Raw genomic sequence first — 20091 nt, forward strand, 5'->3', positions numbered from 1 at the left:
CCATGGGAATCGCTGAACGAAAGAACCGCCAGAAACAGGCACTGCGCGAGCGCATCCTCGATGCCGCCCGCCGCATCGTGATGCGCGAAGGCTTTGCCGCGCTCTCCATGCGCAAGATCGCCGACGCCATCGAATATTCACCGGCCACGCTCTACCTTCACTTTGCGAGTCGTGACGAGATCGCGCAGGCGTTGTGCGCGGAAGGCTATGCGCAACTGCTGGAGACATTCGTGCCGCTCGCGCGCCTTGCCGATCCGGCGGAGCGGCTCAAGGCGCTGGGGCGGGCTTACGTGGCGTTCGGCGTCGCGCATCCTGAAACGTACCGGCTGATCTTTATGGAAGATCCGAGCTATACCGGCGCGGCAATGGGCGGCGCGGCGAGAGGTGCGGGCAAGGACAAGGCGGCGCGGGACGAGGACTCCGGAATCGCGGCGGCGCAGGCGGCGAACGGTGAGGCGGCCGCGCCCGAGGACGACCCCGGCGAGGCCGCGTTGCACATCATGATCGCCGCGCTCGAAGAACTCAAAGCGGCTGGCGGGTTGCCGGCATCGACGGATCTGGCGGTGTGGGCCGAGGCATTCTGGGCGACCTTGCACGGCATCGTTGCACTGAATCTCACGTGTCCGGTATTTCCGGCTACATCGCTCGAGACTGTCGTGGCCGTCGCGCTGGATACCTGGCTGGGTGCGTCGCAGGCAACGGAAAACTCCGCGCGGTCGCGGAGCAGCGCGACTACCGGCGGCACGCGCAAGAAGAAATCTCCGCGCGCGAGCGCCGAGCCGCCGGCGAAGTCGGAACCGAAGTCGGAACCGAAGTCGGAACCGAAGCCGGAACCGCACCGCGAACCCGTCGCTCAGCCGTCGGGCAAGAAGCCGGCGCAAGCGGCAACGGCCGGTGTCGCCGCGCCCGCCGTTAGGCGCAAAGCCCCGAGTGCATGATAACGTTCAATTCCACCTCACTTTGCGCCGTTGCGCTTAGCTCCCCATGTCCATTTCCGCCTCGCCCGCCGTCAGCGACGAAGTCGCGACTTACGTAGCCAACCGCATCGGTTTCATCGAACTGGAAAGGCCGAAAGCGCTCAACGCGCTGTCCACCGGCATGATTCGCGCAATCCACGCGGCGCTCGACCAGTGGCGTGAAAATCCCGATGTGCTCGCCGTCGTGATACGCAGCCAGCACCCGCGCGCGTTTTGCGCGGGCGGCGACGTCCGCTTTCTGTACGAGACGGCGCAACGCGGCGAGCATGACGCGCGCGACACGTTTTTTATCGAGGAATACCGGCTCAATCACGCGATCTTCACTTATCCGAAGCCGTATATCGCGTTGATGAACGGCGTCGTGATGGGCGGCGGCATGGGTATTTCGCAGGGCGCGCATCGCACCGGCGGCCTGCGCGTCGTCACCGACTCGACCAGAATGGCCATGCCCGAAACCCGTATTGGACTCTTTCCCGATGTCGGCGCGAGCTGGTTTCTGGCCCGCACGCCCGGCGCGATCGGGCGCTATCTGTCCGTGACCGGCGAGACGATCGACGCGGCCGACGCGCTCTACGCGGGTCTGGCCGACACCTACATCGAGGACGCGGCATTGCCCGCGCTCGTCGATACGCTGCGCAGCGAGCTGTTCGAGCGAGGCGCGGACGTGGTGGCGTGCATCGAACGTGAGGCGCTGGCGCACCAGGTCGTGCCGCGGCCCGAGGCGTCGTTGCTGGCGAACGCGCGTGCGCTGATCGACCGCCACTTCGCGTTACCCGATGTCGCGCGGATTCTCGCCTCGCTCGAGAGCGAGCGCAACGGCGAGGCCGCCGATTGGGCCGAACAGATGATCGGGATCTTGCGCGAACGTTCGCCGTTGTCGATGGCGGTGTCGCTGGAAGTGGTGACGCGCGCCGAGGGTTCGATGGCGGACGTGCTGCGCTGCGACCTCGATCTGACGCGCTCGAGCTTTCTGCATGGCGACACGATCGAAGGGATTCGCGCGCGCATCATCGATAAGGACAACGCGCCGCGCTGGCGCTTTGCGCGCATTGAGGATGTGAATGCCGTTGAGGTCGAGAAGATGTTCGAGAGTCCGTGGCCGGCTAACGAACACCCGTTGCGGGATTTGCGCGGTTAGGCCCTAAGCCCGGAACAGCGGGAAACTATGCCGGCTTGGGAGCGGCGTAACGGCGTAGTGGTGCAGTGGCATAACGGTGCAGCGGCATAACGGCGTAATGGCGTAACGGCATGGCAGCATTGCGAACCATGTAACGGCCGGTCAGACCGGCCGCTCACCGCTCGCTCCTATTCTTCCTCTTCGCTCGCCATGAACGCGCGCATGAACACCAGCGCGCCCCAGCCCCACATGGCATTCGCCGCGAAACCCACCGCGAGGCGCGGCAGCATGTTGCCGCTCGGCCAGATGCCGCGCAACGGATCGACGACGAACACACCCGCCGCCGTCAAGGCAATACCACCGAACACGAAGGCCGGCACCCACGGCGCACGCCGATGCGGCGCGACGCGCAGGAGCCAGGCCATCAGCACGGCCCAGAACGCGCTCCAGATCGCGTTGGCGATGAACTCAGGCAGCCCGAGCGGTAAAAACGGCGCGGTCGAAAAACCGCTTGGGTCGATCATCCCGGCTGCATGCAGCAGCGCCAGCGTCGATTCGTGGAAGAACAGGGAAGCCAGAAAACCGGCGACGAACGGCAGGATGAGTTTTTGCATGCATTGCACCGCCAGGGTACAGGCGGCGTGCTGTCGCGTGGCCTGCACCGGGTTATTGGAAACGTGCGCCATTATATAGAGCGCCCCCCGAGCTGTCGCTTTACGCCAGGCTCCGGATAGGGCGCAAAACCTGGCGCGGCCGGCGTTTTCCCGCGAGGCGCACGCGCTTGCGCGCATGCATCACGCGCAAGATCCGTATGCTTTAGCGTCGGGCTAATCACGAAAGTGGAAAACCTAAGCTAAAAAAAATCGTTCAAAAGCGACAGCCCGATCCCTAGACTGTTTCTCCATACAGACGGCGTTTGCCGCCGTCGCTGTTTAATCGAGCGCATGACGCGCACGTTTGGTCGAGGGAAGCCGTCGCGATGTCCTGCCTGATGCCGATCTTCACCCGCCACATGGCGCACGCGCGCCGGCGGGTCCGCTGCCGCCGCTAGCCAGCGCCGCTACCGCGTTTCTTCCGCCTCCTTGCGATGCACCGCCCGGCTGCGTGCCGGATGGATGCGCGCGGCCGCGTGCGCGCCGGCACTCGACGCACCGTTTCCATTCAATCCAGTTTCGACCATGCAGGAGCAGCAAATGAATGTGTTCTGGTTCATTCCGACTCACGGCGACAGCCGCTATCTCGGTACGTCCCAAGGCGCACGCGCAGCCGATTACGACTACTTCCAGCAGATCGCCGTCGCCGCCGATACGCTCGGCTACGAGGGCGTGCTGCTGCCGACGGGGCGCTCATGCGAGGATGCGTGGGTGGTCGCGTCGAGCCTGATCGCCGCGACCAAACGGCTGAAATTCCTGGTGGCGATTCGCCCGGGCATCTCGTCGCCGGGTCTGGCCGCGCGCATGGCGGCGACGTTCGACCGTCTGTCGAACGGGCGTTTGCTGATCAACGTCGTGACCGGCGGCGATGCGGCGGAACTGGAAGGCGACGGCGTGTTCGTCGACCACGACACGCGCTATGAAATCACCGACGAATTCCTGCACATCTGGCGCAAGCTGCTCACCGCCGCGCATACCAACGACGCGATCGACTTCGAAGGCAAGCACCTGAGCTCGAAGGGCGGCAAGGCGTTGTATCCGCCCGTGCAGCACCCGCATCCGCCGCTGTGGTTCGGCGGTTCGTCGCCGGCCGCGCACGACATGGCGGGCGAGCATATCGACACCTATCTGACGTGGGGCGAGCCGCCGGCCGCAGTGGCGAAGAAGATCGCCGACATTCGCGCGCGCGCCGCGGCGCGTGGCCGCCAGATCAAGTTCGGGATTCGTCTGCACGTGATCGTGCGCGAGACCGAAGAAGAAGCGTGGGCCGCCGCCGACAAGCTGATCAGCAAGCTCGACGACGAAACCGTCGCGCGTGCCCAGGCCTCGTTCTCGAAGATGGACTCCGAAGGGCAACGCCGGATGGCCGCGCTGCACGGCGGCAAGCGCGGCGGCCGCGCGGAGCTCGAGGTTTATCCGCATCTGTGGGCGGGCGTGGGCCTCGTGCGCGGCGGCGCGGGCACGGCGCTGGTCGGCAACCCGGAACAGGTGGCGGCGCTCATGAAGGAATACACGGACCTCGGCATCGAGACCTTCATTCTGTCGGGTTATCCGCATCTGGAAGAGTCGTATCGCTTCGCCGAACTCGTGTTTCCGCTGCTGCCGAACCGACTGAACAAGGTTTCGAACGGGCCGCTGTCGGGTCCGTTCGGCGAGATCGTCGGCAACAACTATCTGCCGAAGGCGGCCAGTTCGAGCTGAGTGCAAGTGCTGCAAACGGCATGCACGATCATCGACAGGCAATAAGGAAGGCAAGCATGGCTCAATCCACTGTAAGTACGGATCGGGACGAAACCGTTGAGGCCGGCGCGGGTTTGAACACGTTGCGCCGGATCGGCGCGCATCTCGCGCCGTGGCTCGCGCCGCTCGCGATTCTGCTGGTGTGGGAATTCGCCGCGAGGAGCGGCGTGTTGTCCACGCGCGTGCTGCCCGAACCGCTCGCGGTCGTGAAGGCCGCGTGGTCGCTGATCCAGTCCGGTGAAATGTGGGCGGACGTGAAGGTCAGCACGTGGCGCGCGGTGTCGGGTTTTGCGATCGGCGGCGGCATCGGGCTCGTGCTCGGGCTCGCCACGGGTCTGTTCAAACCCGCCGAGATCGTGCTCGATTCGACCGTGCAGATGGTCCGCAACATCCCGGCACTCGCGATGATTCCACTCGTGATCCTGTGGTTCGGCATCGAGGAGGAAGCGAAGGTGTTTCTCGTCGCGCTGGGCGTGTTTTTCCCGATCTACGTGAACACCTTCCACGGCATCCGTTCAGTCGATGCCAATCTGATCGAAATGGCGCGCAGTTATGGCGTGAGAGGTTTCGCGTTATACCGGCATGTGATTCTGCCGGGCGCGTTGCCGTCGATTCTGGTCGGTGTGCGTTTCGCGTTCGGGCTGATGTGGGTCACGCTGATTGTCGCCGAGACCATTTCCGCGCAATCGGGCATCGGCTACATGACGATGAATGCGCGCGAGTTTCTGCAAACCGATGTGGTGGTGGTCGGCATTCTGCTCTACGCCGCGCTCGGCAAGCTCGCCGACGTGCTGGCCAAGAGCCTCGAGCGCGTCTCGCTACGTTGGCATCCGGCCTACCAACGAGGAGCGAAGCCATGAACGCAACGACATTGTCGGCGTCGTTCGGTGGGATTGCCGGCAGCGATCTCGAAGCCGAACTGGCGCAAGCACGCACCGTCGATCACGACGCGAACGAAGCCGCGGACCAGGAGCACGCCGAAGCGACGCATCATCATGCCCGCGTCGCTGCGCGGGGTGATGCGCAACTGCCGGCCGGCGCACTGGCGCGCGACGACGCCCGCCGCGCCGCGGATTATTCGGTGGAGTTGCGCGGCGTCGGCAAGCGGTACGGCGAACGCAAGGTGCTGTCCGGTTTCGATCTGTCGATCGAGCGCGGCAGCTTCGTGGCGATTGTCGGCCGCAGCGGCTGCGGGAAATCCACCTTGCTGCGGCTCGTCGCCGGTCTGGAAAAGGCTACCGCGGGCGTGCTCGAAAAGCGCAACGAAGACGGCGGCGCGCTCGACACCCGCATCATGTTCCAGGACGCGCGTCTGTTGCCCTGGAAGAGCGTGCTGCAGAACGTGATGCTGGGCCTTGGCCGCAGCGCGCGCGAGGATGCCCGCGCCGTGCTCGCCGAAGTCGGCCTGCTGGAGCGCGCCAACGACTGGCCCGCGCAGCTTTCCGGCGGTCAGCGTCAGCGCGTGGCGCTGGCGCGGGCGCTCGTGCATCGGCCGCAATTGCTGCTGCTTGATGAACCGCTCGGCGCGCTCGATGCGTTGACGCGCCTCGAAATGCACGCGTTGATCGAGCGCCTGTGGCGCGAACATCGATTCACCGCGCTGCTGGTCACGCACGACGTGCATGAAGCCGTGGCGCTCGGCGACCGGATTCTGCTGATCGAGGAAGGACGCATCGCACTCGATCAGCCGGTGCCGCTGGCGCGTCCGCGCGCGCGCGCGTCGGCCGGTTTCGCCGCGCTCGAAGAGCATGTGTTGCAGCGCGTACTGAAGACGGCGCCGAATGACGACGCGTTGTCCGATCGTGCGTACGACGCACGTGACGAAGGCCGCGCGAGGCGGCCGACAGACGTCCGCTGGGCCGTCTGACATTCCTTGACTGACTGTTCTCAATCGCTTCTCTGGAGTCACCCGATATGAGCATTTCCGCAATCAACGTACGCAATCAGTTCAAAGGCAAGGTCAAGGAAATCATCCGCGGACCTGTGGTGTCCGAAGTCGACGTGGATACGCCGTTCGGTATCGTCACCTCGGTGATCACCACGCGCTCCGTCGACGAACTCGAGCTGAAGGTCGGCTCGGAGGTGGTCGCGCTGGTGAAGTCGACGGAGGTTTCGATCGCGCGCCTGTGAGGCCCGCGCTATTTCGCGTTCGCGCCGCTCGCGGGCGGCTCGTGCATCATCCTGTCGTTGGTGGGCTTGCGCGGGCGCTTGATCGGCATGTTGTCAGGATTGCTCGATCCGCTTGAGCCCGACGCGGACTCGGGCGGTTTGACCATCGATGAATTGTCGCCCGGCGCTGTGGTTTGCGCCGTTTTTTGCGTGGGTTGTTCTGCCTGCTGCGCTTGTCCTGGTTTCGCCGTTTGCGCGAATGTCGCGGTGCCGCTCGTGCCGGCTATCGCCAGCGCGGCGCTCGCTGTCAGCACTGTCCATCTGTTGCGCTCCATTGCCGTTCTCCTTGGCGACGCCGCCTGCCGGTTTCGCCGCCGTCACGCTGATGGGATGACTCCCGCCACGCAACCCGCGTGCCTCGACGCGCCCGCACGTACATGGCCTGCATACGCCCCCGAAACTTGCTAGGATGAATTGATCATGTAGACGGAGACGGCCATGTCGAAGTCATTGAGTCCCGAAGCGGTTGAAGCCTTGCGGCGTCTGAACGATGTCGGCGTCGGACAGCCGGCGCCCGAACTGGCGCAGTCCGTTGCTGCCGAATTGCTGGCGGGCGGACTGGTTGCCGATGCGAGCGGCGGCAACGTCGAGATTACCTGCAACGGCCGGCAATACCTGTCGGGCGATTGCGATTGATCGTCGGAGCAGCGCCGCGTCGCTTCGCTTCGCGAGCCGTCGAGCACGCTCGCCGGGCGAGTCTGGCCGTCATATTCGCGGCGATATCACGGAGGCGAACATGGAGCCGAAAGGCCTCGACATGGGGGACTATCAGGAGCGCTATCAGGACTACGACATCGACGTCGCCGTCGAACAGGTGCTGACGGGCGTCAAGGCACATTTTCGGGTGTTGCGGGACGACGCGGTGGTGGTCGACTGGCGGCTCGTGCATATAGACAGCTTGTGGTCCACGGAGCATGCCGCCGCCGAAGCAGGCTTCCAGGCGGCGCGCTCAGTGATCGACGCGGGCCTTGCCGTTTAGTCGCCCGAGGAGAAATAAGCCGCCGCGGCGTCGCGAAGCGGTGACAATGAGCAGCACGCTGGCAGCAGTGGCCGGTTGTGGAGCCGCAGAGGAACGGTTGTGGAACGGGTAAACGCAACTGGGCGCCAGCATCGATACTGCATGCGCGGCGCCCAGTTTACCGGTTGCTCTCGTGAGGTAGCCGGTTCAACGGCTACTGCTTAGTGGCCGAAGAAAACCGATTGCGGGCCCGAAACCGGCTCTTTGGCACCCGATTGCGACGACACGTTCTTCACGCCGCCGTAGGCATTCGATTCAGCATTAGCGCGTTCAGCTGCGACGGTTTGTGCGTTCTGGCCTTGTTGCGAAGCCGGTGCGCCGACCGACGGACGGTAGAACGGTGCCGGGCCGTAGCCGCTAGCGAAAGCGGGAGCGGCGATCGAGGCAGAAACAGCAACCAGCAGGGCGGCGATGAGCTTGGTCTTCATGGTGTGACTCCGGGAACGTTTCGACTTCATTTCAAGGAAGGCGTCGCAGGGGCCGGTGAGGTGTGTCTGCAACGTCGATGGAAAGCAGTGTATACCCCTACTATCGAGAATTTGTGCCGATAATCTGAAATTACTGTTCTTGATTCTGAAATAATCGGCTTGACGTAGGCGGGACAAGCGTGAGCGACGGTCCGACCCCGTCTGGCACGGGTTTCACGGGATTAAAGGCCCGGATCACGGCGGGGTTAAAAGTGGCGGACGGAGCGTGATTCCAGCGAATATCGATCTGAATCCGTGGCTTGGGAGAGCACTCTGATGGACCTATGGATTCAACCGTGCGCCGCTTGCGCCGAGCTTTACGGCCAGCCGGCCAGCCGGCCAGCCGAGGCCCGCACGGCAGGCTGACGCTGAATAATCGAGGGGCGGTCAAGGATGTGCGGGTGGAGGAGCACTACACCTGCGTACGCTGCAAGGCGGTGTTCGCTCGCATTCTGGCGGGTGAGCCTCACAAGCAGATATGGATGCTGCTGAATGCGAGTCAGCACTGACCGGCGATGGGCTCATTCCGGCGAAGGTGCCGTGTCTGGCGATGGCAGGGCGCCAGGGCGATTAGCGGTATCGGGAATGACGCCACGGGGAAGGCGTGATCAGAAGCCTTGACGGCCTCGCTGTAAAGTTTTCGGTGCGGCTGCCGAAAACGGAAGCATGAAATACTTCTTCGACTACACACTCGCCGATCGATACGGCTACGGGATGGCCGTGTATATCGCCGCTGAAACTTCCGATTTGCAGCGTGCCATTGATTTGACGAACGCACGACGCCTGCGCGCCGGCCGGCGCCTGCTTGACGACGCTCGAATCGAGGATGTGCTATCGGCCCTGCGCAACACGGGACGGCTTTCGGCTGAAACGGATGAGGGCGGAGCTAACGTTTCCGGCGCGGCGCGCTGAAGCGGTTGAAAACCGTACAGCCAAGCCAAAACAAAAACGGCGCAGTGATTTCTCACAACGCCGTTCATAAAACTTTACCGCTTGAATTCTTTGGGGTGGCTGATGGGGCTCGAACCCACGACAACAGGAATCACAATCCTGTATATCCATACAGCCACAACAAGGGTTTAAGAGCGATGAATGGGAATGCAAGTCGTAAACTTGGCGCTGATTATTAAGGGTTTTTCCAACTTCGTTCCCACGTTTCACAGTGCTTTCCGCTTCACAATCCGGCTTCTGTCGTAGACGCGCGCCGTCGTCGCCGGGTTGGCGTGCAGGTCGGGAAGCGCGCCGCGTTCCGCCTTGTGTTGGGTCACGTAATAGGCCCGGAGGTCGTGAAACGTGAAACGGTGCGCAATGACTTGCTTCTGCAGCGCCTCGACCATCAATTTCTGCCACATAGCCTTGAACCCGGCTTGCGTATATGCGTTACCTGACCGGTTTGGAAATACATACAGGCAATCGTTTTTGCGAACGGCGTCGAGCCGATCGAGCAGGTGAGTGATATGCGGCGTGATCTCGATCTGCTCAATCACTTCGCCTCGTTTCTTGCCGCGCTGCTTTGCGCGCTTGATCCGAATGTGGCCGGCGGCCCGGTCGATCTGCGGCCACGCGAGATCCAGAAACTCCACCTTCCGATTCCCTGCGCCGGCGGCGTACTCAGCTGCCATGCCGATCATTGCGCGCTGGCCACCTTGGGCGGAAAGCCATTGTGCAAACGCGGCGAAATCGGCCGGCTCGGGCGCCTCGGTGCGCGGCTGCTCTTCATTGCGCTTCACCTCGCGGCAAGGGTTGTGCTTCGCCTCGCCGCGCTCTATCGCCAGGCCGATGAGGTTGGATAGCAGCGCGGCCTCTCGGTTGGCGCGGACCGGCGCGTCGGCGCGCTCCTTCCGCAGATAGCGCGCGACGTCGGTCGCATCGATGTCCGATGCCCGCACGTCGCCGAAGATCTCCAGTAGCTTGAGCGAGCACTGGGTATAGTCTGCCCGTGTGTATTGCGAATAGCGCTTCCAGCCGGGAGTCTCCTGAAACTGCTCCCACAGCCGCGCGATCGTGCCGATGTCGTCGCCGGCGCCGGTCATGTCGAGCACCTTGCGGATCGCCTCGACACGGTCGCTGCCCAGGTTGATCGGCTTGCCGCCGACCGGGTGATAGCGATAAGTGAAGCCTTTTTTGGTTTTGCGCGGCTCCATGCGTGGCAGGAGGCCGTCGCGCACAGGCTTTCTCATGCGGCGTTCTTCCACTTTGGAGCCGTGCGGCGCTGTGCGCCCGGCTCGCGGTTGACCTGCTCCCATGTGAGAAGCGGGTGACCATCGACCTTACGCGGCGCGTCGATGCCGAGCGCTCTCTTGATCCAACGAATTTGTGCGGCACCTTGCGTCAGGCCGCCAGTCAGCTCGACCAATTCTGCGTTCGAGACAATGCTCACTTGATCCCCCATTGCTTTTTCGTTGTTTCGATTACACGGTGTGCTTCGTCAGACATATTGATTTTGTTTCTTTGCTCAAATAGACTCGTTCCCGTTGCCGCTTCTCACGAGGCGGCAATGTAGGCCGTTAGCTCAGCGGATAGAGCACCTCCCTGCTAAGGAGAAGGTCGCGGGTTCGAATCCCGCACGGTAAAGCGCCTTGGAAACAGGACGCTTTACCGTTCCGCTAGGATTTCTCTAACTCCTTCAAGCACAAAAACAATTAGGAGTTCACGCATGGATCCTTCCACAGCTGCGACGCAGCAGGTGTGTGCCGCTTGGGTACAAGCGATCGGCGCGATTGCGGGCATCGCCGTCACAGTCTTTATTTTTTGGCGGCAGAGTCGAGCTATGCGCCACCAAATGAATTCCGGCCGACTGGCACTTCTCGACGGGATACTTGCGATATTTCAAGACGTCGAAATCGCGCTTCATGAGCTGATTCTTCAGTGGGACTCGGCTCAGAATCCTCAACCTAGGCATTTCGGTTCCAGCAAAGCGAGATTCTTGCAGGCACTCACAGCACTCGATCAGCTTCCTTTGCACGAGGTTCAGCCGTACGAATCGATGACGGCTTTCCTTTCCGCGAAGAGGGTTTTGCGCGACTGCGTGGGACGCCTCACTCGCCCGGTAGGTGCTATCGAGGTAAACGGGGAACGAATCAACGATTTTCGGGAGTGGGCGGCGGAATTTGCGATACACAGGGCTGTCATCTCGGACCAAGCGCGAAGGCTTCGCACGTAGGAGTTTCATTCGAATCGGCACCCCGCGATCGATGCTCGATCCAGTCGCTCGATCTCTGCGAGGATTAGTGCGCCGGCTTTGACAAGATCGCGGCGCGGAGTGGCTGGCTTCCACCAATCTTCGTGCCAAGGCCACATGTCAGGGGGCGTGCCGTCTGCATAATCGCCGTCGCCGTTAGACTGAGGGTGCAGGTTGTCAGCTGCGCACAGCGCGTAAGCAGCGGCCGCCGCCGCTATCTCGCCACCGTCGAGCTCGTCGTCGTGGTCCACTGTCCACCCTTCGACGGACACCTGACGCTGGCGCTCAGCGAGAACATCGCGCGCTGCGTCGGTAGCCGTTTGCGGAATGGATATTGGAGTTTCGTCGAGCGCTCGATTGTGCTCGATGGCCTTGTTGGGGTCGGCTGTCTGCCAGTCTGGCCACGTTCGACCTTCGTTCTTCGTTTGTTTCGCCTCGATCCCGGCCACGATCTGCGCCGGCGACGCACCACTGCGCCACGCGCCATCCAACGCGAGCAATATCACGTCGACCCACTCAGCGAGGTCGGACGGGTTTTCCTCGACCTCGTCCAGTTCCTTTCGGATATGGTCGGCCACCATCTTTGTGCGCTTGCCCGGCCCGAACGTACGTTCCGAGAACACACGCTGACGCTGAAGATGCGCGAGCATGTCGAACGCAACCGCGGTTGGTGCTGCCTTGGATGCGAGGTTCTCGGCCGCGATTTCGCTGGCGGTGCGGTAGAAATCGCTCAGCGCGGCGTGCCACTCCGGCGGAAAGGCATTAGCAGGGGGCGCCACGAGACCCGTAATTGAGCCGATCAGCTTGGCCAGTGCGGCGATCATGCCGGCATTGAGGTCCTCGGGCAATGTAGGTTCACTCATAGAAGCTCCAATTGTTCGAAAGGCATGCCGGGCCACGTCATCCAGCTTTTGCGGGCGTTCGGCAGCCAGTGAATGATCTGCAGGTTGTAGTCGACGTGAAGGCCGCAAACCAACTTGCCGGCCAGCGGCACGATGTGGTCGACGACATACTGCTCACCCGTCTCGCGTGTCAGGCGTTCGGCTTCCGCGTAGATCGCGCGGATCTTCCCCTTGTCGGCCCACGGCGGCGTGGCGCGGCGCTCGCGCGCCCGTCGACGCATGCCGTGCTGGCGGCTGGTGCGCAAGATCGGAGAGCGGCGCTTCACTGGCACAAACAGCGGGCCGGCGTGCTGGCCGCCAATGAGATCGAGCGGCATCGCTAGTTGTACTGCGTGCAGAACATCACGGGCAGATTGAAGCGGCCGCCGTCCGTCCACGCGTAGAGGTCGTACAGGTTGCCGCGCAGGGTTTCCAATGGGCGATCGTCGTCGCCGCGATTGCGCAGCGTCATGCGCGTGGCGATCGCGTCAAGTTCGCCCCATTCAATCGTCTCGCCTTCCTCGTCGAACAACAGCACGCCACGGTCGGGGTGATCTTCCCAGCGATCGATTCCATTGCCTGCGCGGCCGTTGTCGCACGCAAGCTGGCGGATGGATGCGGCAGCGAAGATTTCAGACTCTTCGCCGATCCAGAAAAAACGCAAGACGTTAGATGTGGTCATGGTGTGATCTCGCTTTATCTGTATTGCGGATAAACGGCGTTTATCCGTTTTGCGGATATTCCCGGTCAGAACGGCAAGTCGTCGTCTTCTGGCGGCGATTTGGTGCGTGGCAGATCGCGCATCTTCGGCACGGCCTTTACCCGAATGCGGATGATGTCTTTGCCCTCAAGGTCGTAGACGTCGCTCAGATCCAGAAAGGCTTTGTACCGGGCTTTGCTGCGCGTGCTGGCGGTCACGGTGAACCAGGCGTCCGATTCCCATTCATCCCGCCAGGGTGGCAGACACATCCATTCGCGTAACATCGGCGAGTCGACGATGTCGCCGTAGACCACCTTGTCGGTCGGGTGATAGCGCCGCTCTTCCTCGCTCCTGTCGCCGTCGATCACCACGCAGAGATAGTGGCCGTCGGCACCGACGATGACGCCACGCTCGCCGTAGCAGGTCACTTGGCGGCCACGCTCGGCGGGAACGTCGCAATACTTGCGGATGTAATCGAAGCTCATGACGCCACCGCCGAGTTATCCACAGGCAACGGCCGGGCGTGCCCGGTTTTGAGGTTGACGAACGCGCCGCACCAGCTGATGCGGCCGTGCCGGAAGAATTCCCACAAGATCCCGAGCGCTGGCGTCACGATCGCCTGATTGATGAACAGCTCCTGGCGCTCGAGCGCTTCGGCGAGGCCGCAGCTTGGCGTGTCGTCTTCCGGCACCGTCGTGTTGATCAGCTCCGGCAGCACGTCGTACGGCCAGCGCAGCGCCGTCCCGCAAGGTTTCTTGCCGTGCGCAAAGCTGTGCCCGAAAATCACTTGTCCGTCGCTCGCGCGGTTGCCGAGATCCATCACGTACGCAGCGGTCTTCGCGAGGATCGGCGCGAGCTTTGCTCGAGCAGCTGCGCTATCGACGCACACGACGGCAATTCCCGCCCCCACATTCACTAGCTCGCTCGGGCCCGCGTGAATCGGTCGGGCGTGCCAGTCCAGACCGAAGAACGCGTTGAGCCGGTGAACCAGCACGACGCTTTTGTGCATGCCGACGTCGGCCGGGCTGAACATCTGGCGGCCGATGTTCGCCTCGCTGACGGTATCGCCGTCGAATGCGGTGACGTGCAAGCCCGGATGGCCGAGCGCGGTCAGCGCGTGGTTGAGTCGCGCGAGGCCTGTCAGCATCTGCGAGCCGTTGCCGCCGCAGCCGATCAGCGCGATATTCACGCGCCGATCGAGAAAATGTGCGGGCGTGATGTGGGTCATGCCGGCTCCGGAACCTTGAACACGGCCGACGCCGGCACCTTCAGCGGAATAATCATCCCGAGCACGCAGAGACGGAACGCTACGCTCGGCGTTCCACCATCACCGAGGCCGCCGAGCACCGCGGAGATCTTCACTTCGCCGGCGTCGTCGGCGTCGTCTTGCGCACTGAAGAACGCCGGCGTTGCGCCGTGACTGTGCAGGTCGATCGCGAGCGATTCGTGCGGCTGCAGTTCCGGCCGTTCGAACGTGATCGCGCCGGGCGTGGCGGACGACAGGTGCAGTGCTTTGTAGGCCAGTTCCTTTTTGTCTTGGTCCCACACGATCCAAGCGGCGTGCTCGTTCGGCAGGGCGCTTTGCGCTTCTTCCGCGAACGCCTGCACGAACGGCAGCGCGACGCCGAGGCGGCCGAACGCGAGCTCGATCTTCGGCATGACCAGGCCGTACGGAGGCTTCGGGCCCACGTCGTTGTGCTTGGCCAGCTGCTGGATCACATGGAGCCACGGGCGTCGCACCTCGACGAATACGCCCTCGGCGGTCATCAGGAAACGATGGCCGACTTCGAGCAGCGGGGCGAACTGTGCATGCTTCGGTACCGCAACCGTCGGCGCGCTATCGAACAGCGCTACGTCGAGCGGGAGCGCTTCATCATCTTCGGCCGCCGCGATCGCACGCGGCTTTGCGCGGGCAATCTCGTCGGCGACGCCTTTCGAAAACTGGTCAAGTGCGGTTGCGATGTCGCGCAGGCCCGCCTGCGTAGCGTCTTGAAAAAGGGCGAGTAGTTTTTCCATGTCGTCAGTCCAGAGTGGTGATGTTGCCGATCACGTCCGCGAGCGTTCGCTTCGTGTCGATCAGGCGGTCCAAGGGGAATTCGGCGCCGTCGAGCAGGTCGAGCCACAGACGTTCAGCGCCGCCGCGCCTGTGGATAAGTCGTTCGTTATTTGGGTGGGTGAATCGACTGCGAAAAAATGCATCCTCGAAAGGCTTGATGCTGGCCGTATTGACGGCGTCGGGAGTCGTGACGTTGCCGACGCAGATCTCGCCGTTTTCCCAGACGTTGTAATAAGGCGCGGTGTACAGCTTCGTCGCCGGGCCCGGCCGCTCGTTATCGCGCAACGCGAAAATCGACCAGCTGTCGCGGTTGACAATGAACACCAGCGGCGGATGTTTAGCGTCGCCGGCGCGCTCACCGATCTTGTCGGCCGACTTGAACCACACCCGGCGGGTGCAGGCTGGAATCCACCATGCGAGCATGTTCGGAGCGAAATAGACGACGCGCTCATGCACGAAACCGCGATAGCTGGTTTTGCGCGCGCCGATCTCGGCGATCTCAGCCAACTGGTCGAGCGTGATCGGCACGCCGGGTAGCAGCGTCGGACGGCCGTCGACGACGCGTGCCGCGTGCTGCGTCGCGTAGACGTGTTGCCTGCCTTCCGAGCGATAGAACAGCAGGGCGCTGTCGAGCTGCAGTTCCACGTCGTTGTCCTGGGCGATCGTGACGGATTTCATGCGAACACCCGCACGAGTGTTTTTGCCTGGTATTCCTCGCGGCCGAGCATTGTGAGAAGGCGCTCGACAGCTTTTGCCAGCAGCGCGGTCGACTCCATCTGCCTGAGCCACGTCGCAATATCGCCGCCGACGATGGCAAGCTGCGTTGCGGATGCCGCGCCGAGGAATTCTCCATCGGCTATGTATTGCAGGAAATCGTCGATCACCCGACCGACAGCATCATCTTCCGTCCACCGCACAACGAGAGCGATGTCGATGGCATCCAGCCCGGCACCGCCAGTGCCGACATCAGCGAACGGGCCGTAAAACCGCACGATGTTCCAAATGGTGTCCATTGCCGCGACCACTTCGGTGGCGAACTCATCGCGAGCAGCGGCACGCCTGACCTGAGCGCGCGACAGCACCCGTTTCGGTTCGGCGGCCCACTCCGGCATGTCGCGGAAGAATTTGTCTCGCGTGAAGAAATCGAACGTCTCAATCAGTTCCTCGCGCGACTGGCAGTCGTGCAGGCTCATCGCTTCCTCGATAGCGACAGACTCGTCCGACTCGCCGTACCAGTAGGTGTATTCGGCGAGACCGAGGGCGTAAGCGGGCGTGCAGATCGTCGGGAGCATGTTGCAGGCGTCATAGAGCGCTGCAAGTACGGTCTGGCCCAATCCCTCACGCACCTGTTCCAGCGCGGTGATCGCACCGCCGATGGAGACATGGCTGCATGAGACCGGGCCGTGCGTGGTCTGCACCATTGCCCACACCTGATCTGTCCGCTTGAGCGAGTCGTACGAATAGCCATCGAGTGACTGTTCGAGCCTCAGATTCCAGTCGAACATGCGCATGCCACTGGTAATGCGATTCCAGTGGCGGGTGAGCGCGGCCGTCGCGAGCGCGAGTTCCGAGCGCGGGCGCCGCGTGACATCTTCGGGCCCGATCACACCGGAGTCGAGTAGTGATCGCACGAGCGGGTACGTGAACGACTCGCCTGAGCTGATCGTGTACGCAGCCGGAATATCGACGAGCGCGGGCAGGGCAATCGGCGCGAAACTCATGGCAGCACCGGCATGCTGGAAACGGGCAGTTGCAGGCGCACGCCAGCGACAGGCCGCGACGCGAGGACGTACAGGCGGCGAGCGAGCTGCCCATTGGCGGCTTGCGCTTCAATCCGATGCTGTCCGGACGAAACGAGCGGCCCGCGTTCCAGCTCCGCGCGGAGATCGTCGAGCGTCACGATGTAGCCTCCAGTGCGCAGGCGGCGGTGACGTAGCGCGCGTACAGCGCATCGATGAACGCGACTTCTTCATCGAGCAGCGGGCAAACGTGCGCGCCCGCGAAGCGCTCGACCTCGACGAGATACGTGGTGATGGACGGTGGCATCCGGCGGCAGTTCTGGAGGACGCGCCCGATTTTCTTGCGAACGCTGATGAGCTCGTCTTCTGCGCCTTTGGTGCCGACGGCGCGACGGAACGTGAAAACGTTCTTGTTTCCGACGACTTCGGGCCCCTCGATCTCGGCGTTGACGATCTCCGGATAGGTATTACCGTAGAAGTCGCGGACCTGTTGAAGCGAAAACGTCGGCGACGGATCTGTGAGCTTCGCGCCGTTGTAGCGGAATTCGCGAGCGAGCGTTTCGGTTTTCATCGCGCGCCCCTTAAAGCAGGTCGACGCCGTCTTCCTCGACGGCGGGCTGTGCGTTGCTGGAATCCTGCTCAGCAGCTACAGCAGGCGTTTCGGCAGTGGCGGGTTCGGCGCCCGGATCGATGCCGGGAATCTGCGTTTGACGCGGATCCGTCGGCGGCGTGTCGCCAGCGGGGTCGGCCTCGTTATCGCTCTCGGCCGGTGCCGGCTGTTCTGCGGTGCGCTTGCGGCCGCGTGTGCCTTTCTGCGTGGGCGCAGGTAGCGCTTTGGTCCCTCCATCGACGGTGCCGTTAGCGGCGCTCGCGGCGCGCGCCTGGTCGAGTACCGACAGCGTGCTAGGCTCATAGATCGAAACCGCTTCGGCGAAATCGCGGTCGAGTTCTTCGGGCGTCGCGAGGATAGACAGCGGGTAGAGCGTTTTCTCGCCCTTCGTGTCGCCGTTCGCGCGCGGCGTCACGTTCACGCGCAGCTGGTCGCCTTCGGCGGTGATGAGCAGCGTGAGGGTGGTGCGTTGCGCGAGTGGGTGCAGCGATGCAAAGAGGGACATCTGCTTCTCCATCAATGGTGGGTTAGTGCTGCTTTGCGCGCCACTCGGCGAACGGGCGGCGCAAGAGGTTGTGAAAGCGATCGGCCGCGGCCTTGTCGGTGGCAAGTCGGCGGCGGCTGTCGATCTGGCATACGTGTCGGATAACCTCCGCGGCTTCGTCGACGGTCAGCTGCTCGACCTGCGTTGCCGACGAAAGCCACTCGCGAAACTTCGGGTCGCGGGGCAACATGCCGGCAAGTTGGGCTATGGTGGGCATCGCTGCTCGCTCAGGCCGCGAGGCCGTCGTAGTTGCGATCGGCGAAATCGGCGTCGCCGGGATAACGGCCGGTTCCGTCGGCGCGGTTCCAACAGAACAGCGAACCACGGCGGTGCGGAAACCAGTAGCCGGCACAGTCGCACCGCGTTTTTCCGGTGTCGCGCCTGTTCATCCAACGATCGACCCGATAGTTGCGCTTGCCGCACACCGTGCACGCGGGAAGGCGTGCGTAATGCCTCGGGTTACGCCTAAGGCATCGGCGTGTCGCGCAATGACGGCAACGGACATGGCAACGTGACATATCAGTCCTTGCGATTACGCAGGTGAAGCAATCCGAGCCCTGCGCCTGCGGCGGCCGCCAGAAGGATGGCGAGGATGAGCAGGGCAGCCGTGGTGATAGAGCAGACCATGTCAGGGCTCCGGTTTGCGCTGGATCAATCGCCGATGCGCGGATAGTGCGCATCGCATTCGTGTTCGAGAAACGGATCGGCGGCATCGGCGTGAGTCGCAGTCGCACAAAGACTCCCGAGAATGAAGCCCGCGAACATGCCCACGGCCATTGCCATGAAGAGGAGTACTAAAATCACGGGAAACGTGTTCATCGGTGAGCCTTTACGGGATCAGGTGCAGCGAACCACGCTGCAGCGTTCGATGCGGGCCTCGCGGGCTTCAATCGCCGTGGTGACGGCGCAGTAGACGACGAGAACGAGAAGGGCGGTTGCCCATGCTTTCGCGTACTTGATCATTTCCACAGCGCTCCGGCCGGAATCGCCACGCACAGGAACCAGCCGCAGCCGATGCCGACGAATGTCAGAACGGCGATCAGGGCGGTTCTGGCGTGAACCCGATCGCAAGCTGCGAGCAGATCGTTATCGCAAGCGGCGCGGTTCATGCTGGCACCTGATCGGCTTCGAAGCGTGCGAGGGCTGCATCGTACTCAGCGTCGCCGGGTGCATAGCGCTTGATGTTGTTTGCTTTCCAGCAAGAGATAGCGCCTTGCTTTTCGACCCATCCTTTGATCAGATCAGCAAGCTCGGACATTTCCGATTTTTCGAACGGACCGAAGGCGTCAGCCACTTCGCCGACTTCTTCGTACAGCTGCTCGCCGACGCGCTCAACTACTTCATCCGCGAGGCTTTCGTAGCTGATTTCCGGTGCGTCGCATTCGCAGATGAAAACGGCAGAGGGCATTGCCAGATCGTCTCGCGTCAGCGCGTCGTAGATCGCAGCCTCGATCGTCTCTTCGTGGCCGCTCCAGCGCTCTGCGTCTTCGGCGCGTGCGTAACCGTATTGGGTCATCACATGCCCCGCGTGAAGTAGTCCACCTCATCGCGTGTACGCGACTTGGCGGTGTGCTGCTGTTGGTTATCCATCTCAAGGTCTCCCGGTAGGTCGGTGAGTGCATGAGACGAATTAAACACTATGTTTATGTTTGGGTCAAACAAAATGTTTAGTTGTTGCGTTTGCTGCTGCTGCTGGCTTTCCCGTGGGCGCAAAAAAGCCCGCTCTTGGCGGGCTTTGACTTGCGGTGGTTGTGCGTGCTGCTCTAATTCTTCTCGTATGAGTCGATGGAAGCGATGGCAAGCTCCGGGCTTTCAAATTTGCTGGATTGCCACTTCACGCCCGATTTGTTGTATTTAAGCAAGTGGCCCTTATAAAGGAATATGCCATATCCGTTCCCCCAGTCCTCTTCGAGCTTCCATGGCAACACCGCTTTGGGCGGCGGCAGATCCGTGAACTCGTGCTGACAGAAACGGCAGACTTGCGCCGCCGCCTTAACGGTTTCTGCGCAACGTGGGCATGTTTTCACTGAGCCGGAATTCGTTGCGCCGCTGGGCGCAGCGGCGGAGTCAGGAAGCTTGGAGCTACACGCAACGACGACAGTTGCGATCAATCCGAATGGGATTGCCAAGAGCGCCCAAGCAGCAGGGCTTCGATTTTTTGAGCTAGCGACCAGCGCCGTGATGATCATGCAGACGAGCCATACCACAACAAACAACATTGCCGCCCCCGGTTTTTATT

The 20091-nt window shown here is 62.6% G+C and carries 34 protein-coding genes and 1 tRNA gene; 11 read left to right on the forward strand and 24 right to left on the reverse strand.

Features of this window, described 5'->3' with window-relative positions:
- Nucleotides 1–2: 2 nt before the first annotated feature.
- Nucleotides 3–938, forward strand: a complete 936-nt coding sequence (locus NE850_RS17945) for a TetR family transcriptional regulator (RefSeq protein WP_310699029.1) — start codon at nucleotides 3–5, stop codon at nucleotides 936–938.
- Nucleotides 939–984: 46 nt separating this feature from the next.
- Nucleotides 985–2115 (forward strand): enoyl-CoA hydratase/isomerase family protein, encoded by a 1131-nt coding sequence (locus NE850_RS17950; protein ID WP_007182152.1) that lies wholly within the window; start codon nucleotides 985–987, stop codon nucleotides 2113–2115.
- A 167-nt stretch (nucleotides 2116–2282) separates the two neighbouring features.
- Here the strand turns inward: NE850_RS17950 and NE850_RS17955 are convergent, their stop codons facing one another.
- On the reverse strand, nucleotides 2283–2708 hold the full coding sequence (locus NE850_RS17955; protein ID WP_035518635.1) for a hypothetical protein: 426 nt from the start codon (nucleotides 2706–2708) through the stop codon (nucleotides 2283–2285).
- Between the two features lie 579 nt (nucleotides 2709–3287).
- Here NE850_RS17955 and ssuD point away from each other — a divergent pair.
- From ssuD to NE850_RS17975, 4 genes are read left to right on the forward strand one after another with little or no spacing between them, the layout of a single operon-like run.
- Nucleotides 3288–4448 carry an FMNH2-dependent alkanesulfonate monooxygenase gene (gene ssuD, locus NE850_RS17960; RefSeq protein ID WP_007182150.1) on the forward strand — a complete coding sequence of 387 codons (1161 nt, stop codon included), beginning with the start codon at nucleotides 3288–3290 and terminating at the stop codon, nucleotides 4446–4448.
- Between the two features lie 56 nt (nucleotides 4449–4504).
- Nucleotides 4505–5347 carry an aliphatic sulfonate ABC transporter permease SsuC gene (gene ssuC, locus NE850_RS17965; protein WP_007182149.1) on the forward strand — a complete coding sequence of 281 codons (843 nt, stop codon included), beginning with the start codon at nucleotides 4505–4507 and terminating at the stop codon, nucleotides 5345–5347.
- Nucleotides 5344–6354, forward strand: a complete 1011-nt coding sequence (locus NE850_RS17970) for an ATP-binding cassette domain-containing protein (protein WP_007182148.1) — start codon at nucleotides 5344–5346, stop codon at nucleotides 6352–6354. Before ssuC ends, NE850_RS17970 begins: the two co-directional genes overlap by 4 nt.
- A gap of 47 nt (nucleotides 6355–6401) precedes the next feature.
- The gene (locus tag NE850_RS17975) at nucleotides 6402–6617 is read left to right on the forward strand and encodes a molybdopterin-binding protein (protein ID WP_007182147.1); all 216 of its coding nucleotides are present in this window, start codon (nucleotides 6402–6404) and stop codon (nucleotides 6615–6617) included.
- 8 nt (nucleotides 6618–6625) lie between these two features.
- Here NE850_RS17975 and NE850_RS17980 read toward each other — a convergent pair whose 3' ends face one another.
- The gene (locus tag NE850_RS17980; RefSeq protein WP_007182146.1) at nucleotides 6626–6931 is read right to left on the reverse strand and encodes a hypothetical protein; all 306 of its coding nucleotides are present in this window, start codon (nucleotides 6929–6931) and stop codon (nucleotides 6626–6628) included.
- A 163-nt stretch (nucleotides 6932–7094) separates the two neighbouring features.
- On the opposite strand from NE850_RS17980, the gene NE850_RS17985 reads away from it, so the two are divergent.
- On the forward strand, nucleotides 7095–7292 hold the full coding sequence (locus NE850_RS17985; protein WP_007182145.1) for a hypothetical protein: 198 nt from the start codon (nucleotides 7095–7097) through the stop codon (nucleotides 7290–7292).
- 100 nt (nucleotides 7293–7392) lie between these two features.
- On the forward strand, nucleotides 7393–7635 hold the full coding sequence (locus NE850_RS17990; RefSeq protein ID WP_007182144.1) for a DUF6566 family protein: 243 nt from the start codon (nucleotides 7393–7395) through the stop codon (nucleotides 7633–7635).
- 200 nt (nucleotides 7636–7835) lie between these two features.
- On the opposite strand, the gene NE850_RS17995 is transcribed toward NE850_RS17990, so the two are convergent.
- Nucleotides 7836–8102: a hypothetical protein gene (locus tag NE850_RS17995; RefSeq protein WP_007182143.1), complete on the reverse strand. Its 267-nt coding sequence runs from the start codon at nucleotides 8100–8102 to the stop codon at nucleotides 7836–7838.
- Between the two features lie 705 nt (nucleotides 8103–8807).
- Here NE850_RS17995 and NE850_RS18000 point away from each other — a divergent pair.
- Nucleotides 8808–9053, forward strand: coding sequence for a hypothetical protein (locus NE850_RS18000; protein ID WP_007182141.1), 246 nt, complete (start codon nucleotides 8808–8810; stop codon nucleotides 9051–9053).
- Between the two features lie 91 nt (nucleotides 9054–9144).
- On the opposite strand, the gene NE850_RS18005 is transcribed toward NE850_RS18000, so the two are convergent.
- From NE850_RS18005 to NE850_RS18015, 3 genes are all read right to left on the reverse strand, one after another.
- Nucleotides 9145–9211, reverse strand: a tRNA-OTHER gene (locus NE850_RS18005).
- An 87-nt stretch (nucleotides 9212–9298) separates the two neighbouring features.
- Nucleotides 9299–10321, reverse strand: a complete 1023-nt coding sequence (locus NE850_RS18010; protein ID WP_310699030.1) for a tyrosine-type recombinase/integrase — start codon at nucleotides 10319–10321, stop codon at nucleotides 9299–9301.
- Nucleotides 10318–10533, reverse strand: a complete 216-nt coding sequence (locus tag NE850_RS18015) for a DUF4224 domain-containing protein (RefSeq protein ID WP_310699031.1) — start codon at nucleotides 10531–10533, stop codon at nucleotides 10318–10320. Before NE850_RS18015 ends, NE850_RS18010 begins: the two co-directional genes overlap by 4 nt.
- A 264-nt stretch (nucleotides 10534–10797) precedes the next feature.
- Here NE850_RS18015 and NE850_RS18020 point away from each other — a divergent pair, with 264 nt between their 5' ends.
- The gene (locus NE850_RS18020; RefSeq protein WP_310699032.1) at nucleotides 10798–11304 is read left to right on the forward strand and encodes a hypothetical protein; all 507 of its coding nucleotides are present in this window, start codon (nucleotides 10798–10800) and stop codon (nucleotides 11302–11304) included.
- A 5-nt stretch (nucleotides 11305–11309) separates the two neighbouring features.
- Here NE850_RS18020 and NE850_RS18025 read toward each other — a convergent pair whose 3' ends face one another.
- The 6 genes from NE850_RS18025 to NE850_RS18050 all read right to left on the reverse strand — a co-directional run bounded on the left by NE850_RS18025 (nucleotide 11310) and on the right by NE850_RS18050 (nucleotide 14751).
- A complete protein-coding gene (locus NE850_RS18025; protein ID WP_310699033.1) occupies nucleotides 11310–12185 on the reverse strand; it encodes a dATP/dGTP pyrophosphohydrolase domain-containing protein in 876 nt (291 codons plus the stop codon).
- Nucleotides 12182–12541: a hypothetical protein gene (locus NE850_RS18030; protein ID WP_310699034.1), complete on the reverse strand. Its 360-nt coding sequence runs from the start codon at nucleotides 12539–12541 to the stop codon at nucleotides 12182–12184. Before NE850_RS18030 ends, NE850_RS18025 begins: the two co-directional genes overlap by 4 nt.
- A gap of 2 nt (nucleotides 12542–12543) precedes the next feature.
- Entirely contained in the window at nucleotides 12544–12885 is a 342-nt protein-coding gene (locus tag NE850_RS18035; protein WP_310699035.1) for a hypothetical protein, read from the reverse strand.
- A 65-nt stretch (nucleotides 12886–12950) separates the two neighbouring features.
- Nucleotides 12951–13388 carry a hypothetical protein gene (locus tag NE850_RS18040; RefSeq protein ID WP_310699036.1) on the reverse strand — a complete coding sequence of 146 codons (438 nt, stop codon included), beginning with the start codon at nucleotides 13386–13388 and terminating at the stop codon, nucleotides 12951–12953.
- Nucleotides 13385–14131 carry a PRTRC system ThiF family protein gene (locus NE850_RS18045; protein ID WP_310699037.1) on the reverse strand — a complete coding sequence of 249 codons (747 nt, stop codon included), beginning with the start codon at nucleotides 14129–14131 and terminating at the stop codon, nucleotides 13385–13387. The genes NE850_RS18040 and NE850_RS18045 overlap by 4 nt, the downstream gene beginning before the upstream one ends.
- A complete protein-coding gene (locus NE850_RS18050; protein WP_310699084.1) occupies nucleotides 14128–14751 on the reverse strand; it encodes a PRTRC system protein A in 624 nt (207 codons plus the stop codon). The genes NE850_RS18045 and NE850_RS18050 overlap by 4 nt, the downstream gene beginning before the upstream one ends.
- Here NE850_RS18050 and NE850_RS18055 point away from each other — a divergent pair.
- The gene (locus NE850_RS18055) at nucleotides 14680–14910 is read left to right on the forward strand and encodes a hypothetical protein (protein ID WP_310699085.1); all 231 of its coding nucleotides are present in this window, start codon (nucleotides 14680–14682) and stop codon (nucleotides 14908–14910) included. The genes NE850_RS18050 and NE850_RS18055 overlap by 72 nt on opposite strands.
- Nucleotides 14911–14923: 13 nt before the next feature.
- Here NE850_RS18055 and NE850_RS18060 read toward each other — a convergent pair whose 3' ends face one another.
- From NE850_RS18060 to NE850_RS18115, 12 genes are all read right to left on the reverse strand, one after another.
- Complete coding sequence (locus NE850_RS18060; protein ID WP_310699038.1) at nucleotides 14924–15637, reverse strand: PRTRC system protein B; 714 nt, start codon at nucleotides 15635–15637, stop codon at nucleotides 14924–14926.
- Complete coding sequence (locus tag NE850_RS18065) at nucleotides 15634–16680, reverse strand: PRTRC system protein F (RefSeq protein ID WP_310699039.1); 1047 nt, start codon at nucleotides 16678–16680, stop codon at nucleotides 15634–15636. Before NE850_RS18065 ends, NE850_RS18060 begins: the two co-directional genes overlap by 4 nt.
- A complete protein-coding gene (locus tag NE850_RS18070; protein WP_310699040.1) occupies nucleotides 16677–16859 on the reverse strand; it encodes a hypothetical protein in 183 nt (60 codons plus the stop codon). Before NE850_RS18070 ends, NE850_RS18065 begins: the two co-directional genes overlap by 4 nt.
- Complete coding sequence (locus NE850_RS18075; RefSeq protein WP_310699041.1) at nucleotides 16856–17269, reverse strand: PRTRC system protein C; 414 nt, start codon at nucleotides 17267–17269, stop codon at nucleotides 16856–16858. The genes NE850_RS18070 and NE850_RS18075 overlap by 4 nt, the downstream gene beginning before the upstream one ends.
- A gap of 10 nt (nucleotides 17270–17279) precedes the next feature.
- Entirely contained in the window at nucleotides 17280–17813 is a 534-nt protein-coding gene (locus NE850_RS18080) for a PRTRC system protein E (RefSeq protein WP_310699042.1), read from the reverse strand.
- 22 nt (nucleotides 17814–17835) lie between these two features.
- The gene (locus tag NE850_RS18085) at nucleotides 17836–18069 is read right to left on the reverse strand and encodes a hypothetical protein (RefSeq protein WP_310699043.1); all 234 of its coding nucleotides are present in this window, start codon (nucleotides 18067–18069) and stop codon (nucleotides 17836–17838) included.
- Nucleotides 18070–18079: 10 nt separating this feature from the next.
- Nucleotides 18080–18241 (reverse strand): hypothetical protein, encoded by a 162-nt coding sequence (locus tag NE850_RS18090; RefSeq protein ID WP_253947514.1) that lies wholly within the window; start codon nucleotides 18239–18241, stop codon nucleotides 18080–18082.
- Between the two features lie 262 nt (nucleotides 18242–18503).
- Nucleotides 18504–18671, reverse strand: coding sequence for a hypothetical protein (locus NE850_RS18095; protein WP_310699044.1), 168 nt, complete (start codon nucleotides 18669–18671; stop codon nucleotides 18504–18506).
- An 18-nt stretch (nucleotides 18672–18689) separates the two neighbouring features.
- Nucleotides 18690–18815: a hypothetical protein gene (locus NE850_RS18100; protein WP_310699045.1), complete on the reverse strand. Its 126-nt coding sequence runs from the start codon at nucleotides 18813–18815 to the stop codon at nucleotides 18690–18692.
- Nucleotides 18812–18961, reverse strand: a complete 150-nt coding sequence (locus tag NE850_RS18105; protein ID WP_310699046.1) for a hypothetical protein — start codon at nucleotides 18959–18961, stop codon at nucleotides 18812–18814. The genes NE850_RS18100 and NE850_RS18105 overlap by 4 nt, the downstream gene beginning before the upstream one ends.
- Nucleotides 18958–19371, reverse strand: coding sequence for a hypothetical protein (locus tag NE850_RS18110; protein WP_310699047.1), 414 nt, complete (start codon nucleotides 19369–19371; stop codon nucleotides 18958–18960). The genes NE850_RS18105 and NE850_RS18110 overlap by 4 nt, the downstream gene beginning before the upstream one ends.
- Nucleotides 19372–19615: 244 nt before the next feature.
- The gene (locus NE850_RS18115; RefSeq protein WP_310699048.1) at nucleotides 19616–20071 is read right to left on the reverse strand and encodes a zinc ribbon domain-containing protein; all 456 of its coding nucleotides are present in this window, start codon (nucleotides 20069–20071) and stop codon (nucleotides 19616–19618) included.
- Between the last annotated feature and the right edge of the window lie 20 nt (nucleotides 20072–20091).

The sequence above is a fragment of the Paraburkholderia sp. USG1 genome (assembly GCF_031570135.1).
In the GTDB taxonomy this organism is placed as follows: domain Bacteria; phylum Pseudomonadota; class Gammaproteobacteria; order Burkholderiales; family Burkholderiaceae; genus Paraburkholderia; species Paraburkholderia dioscoreae.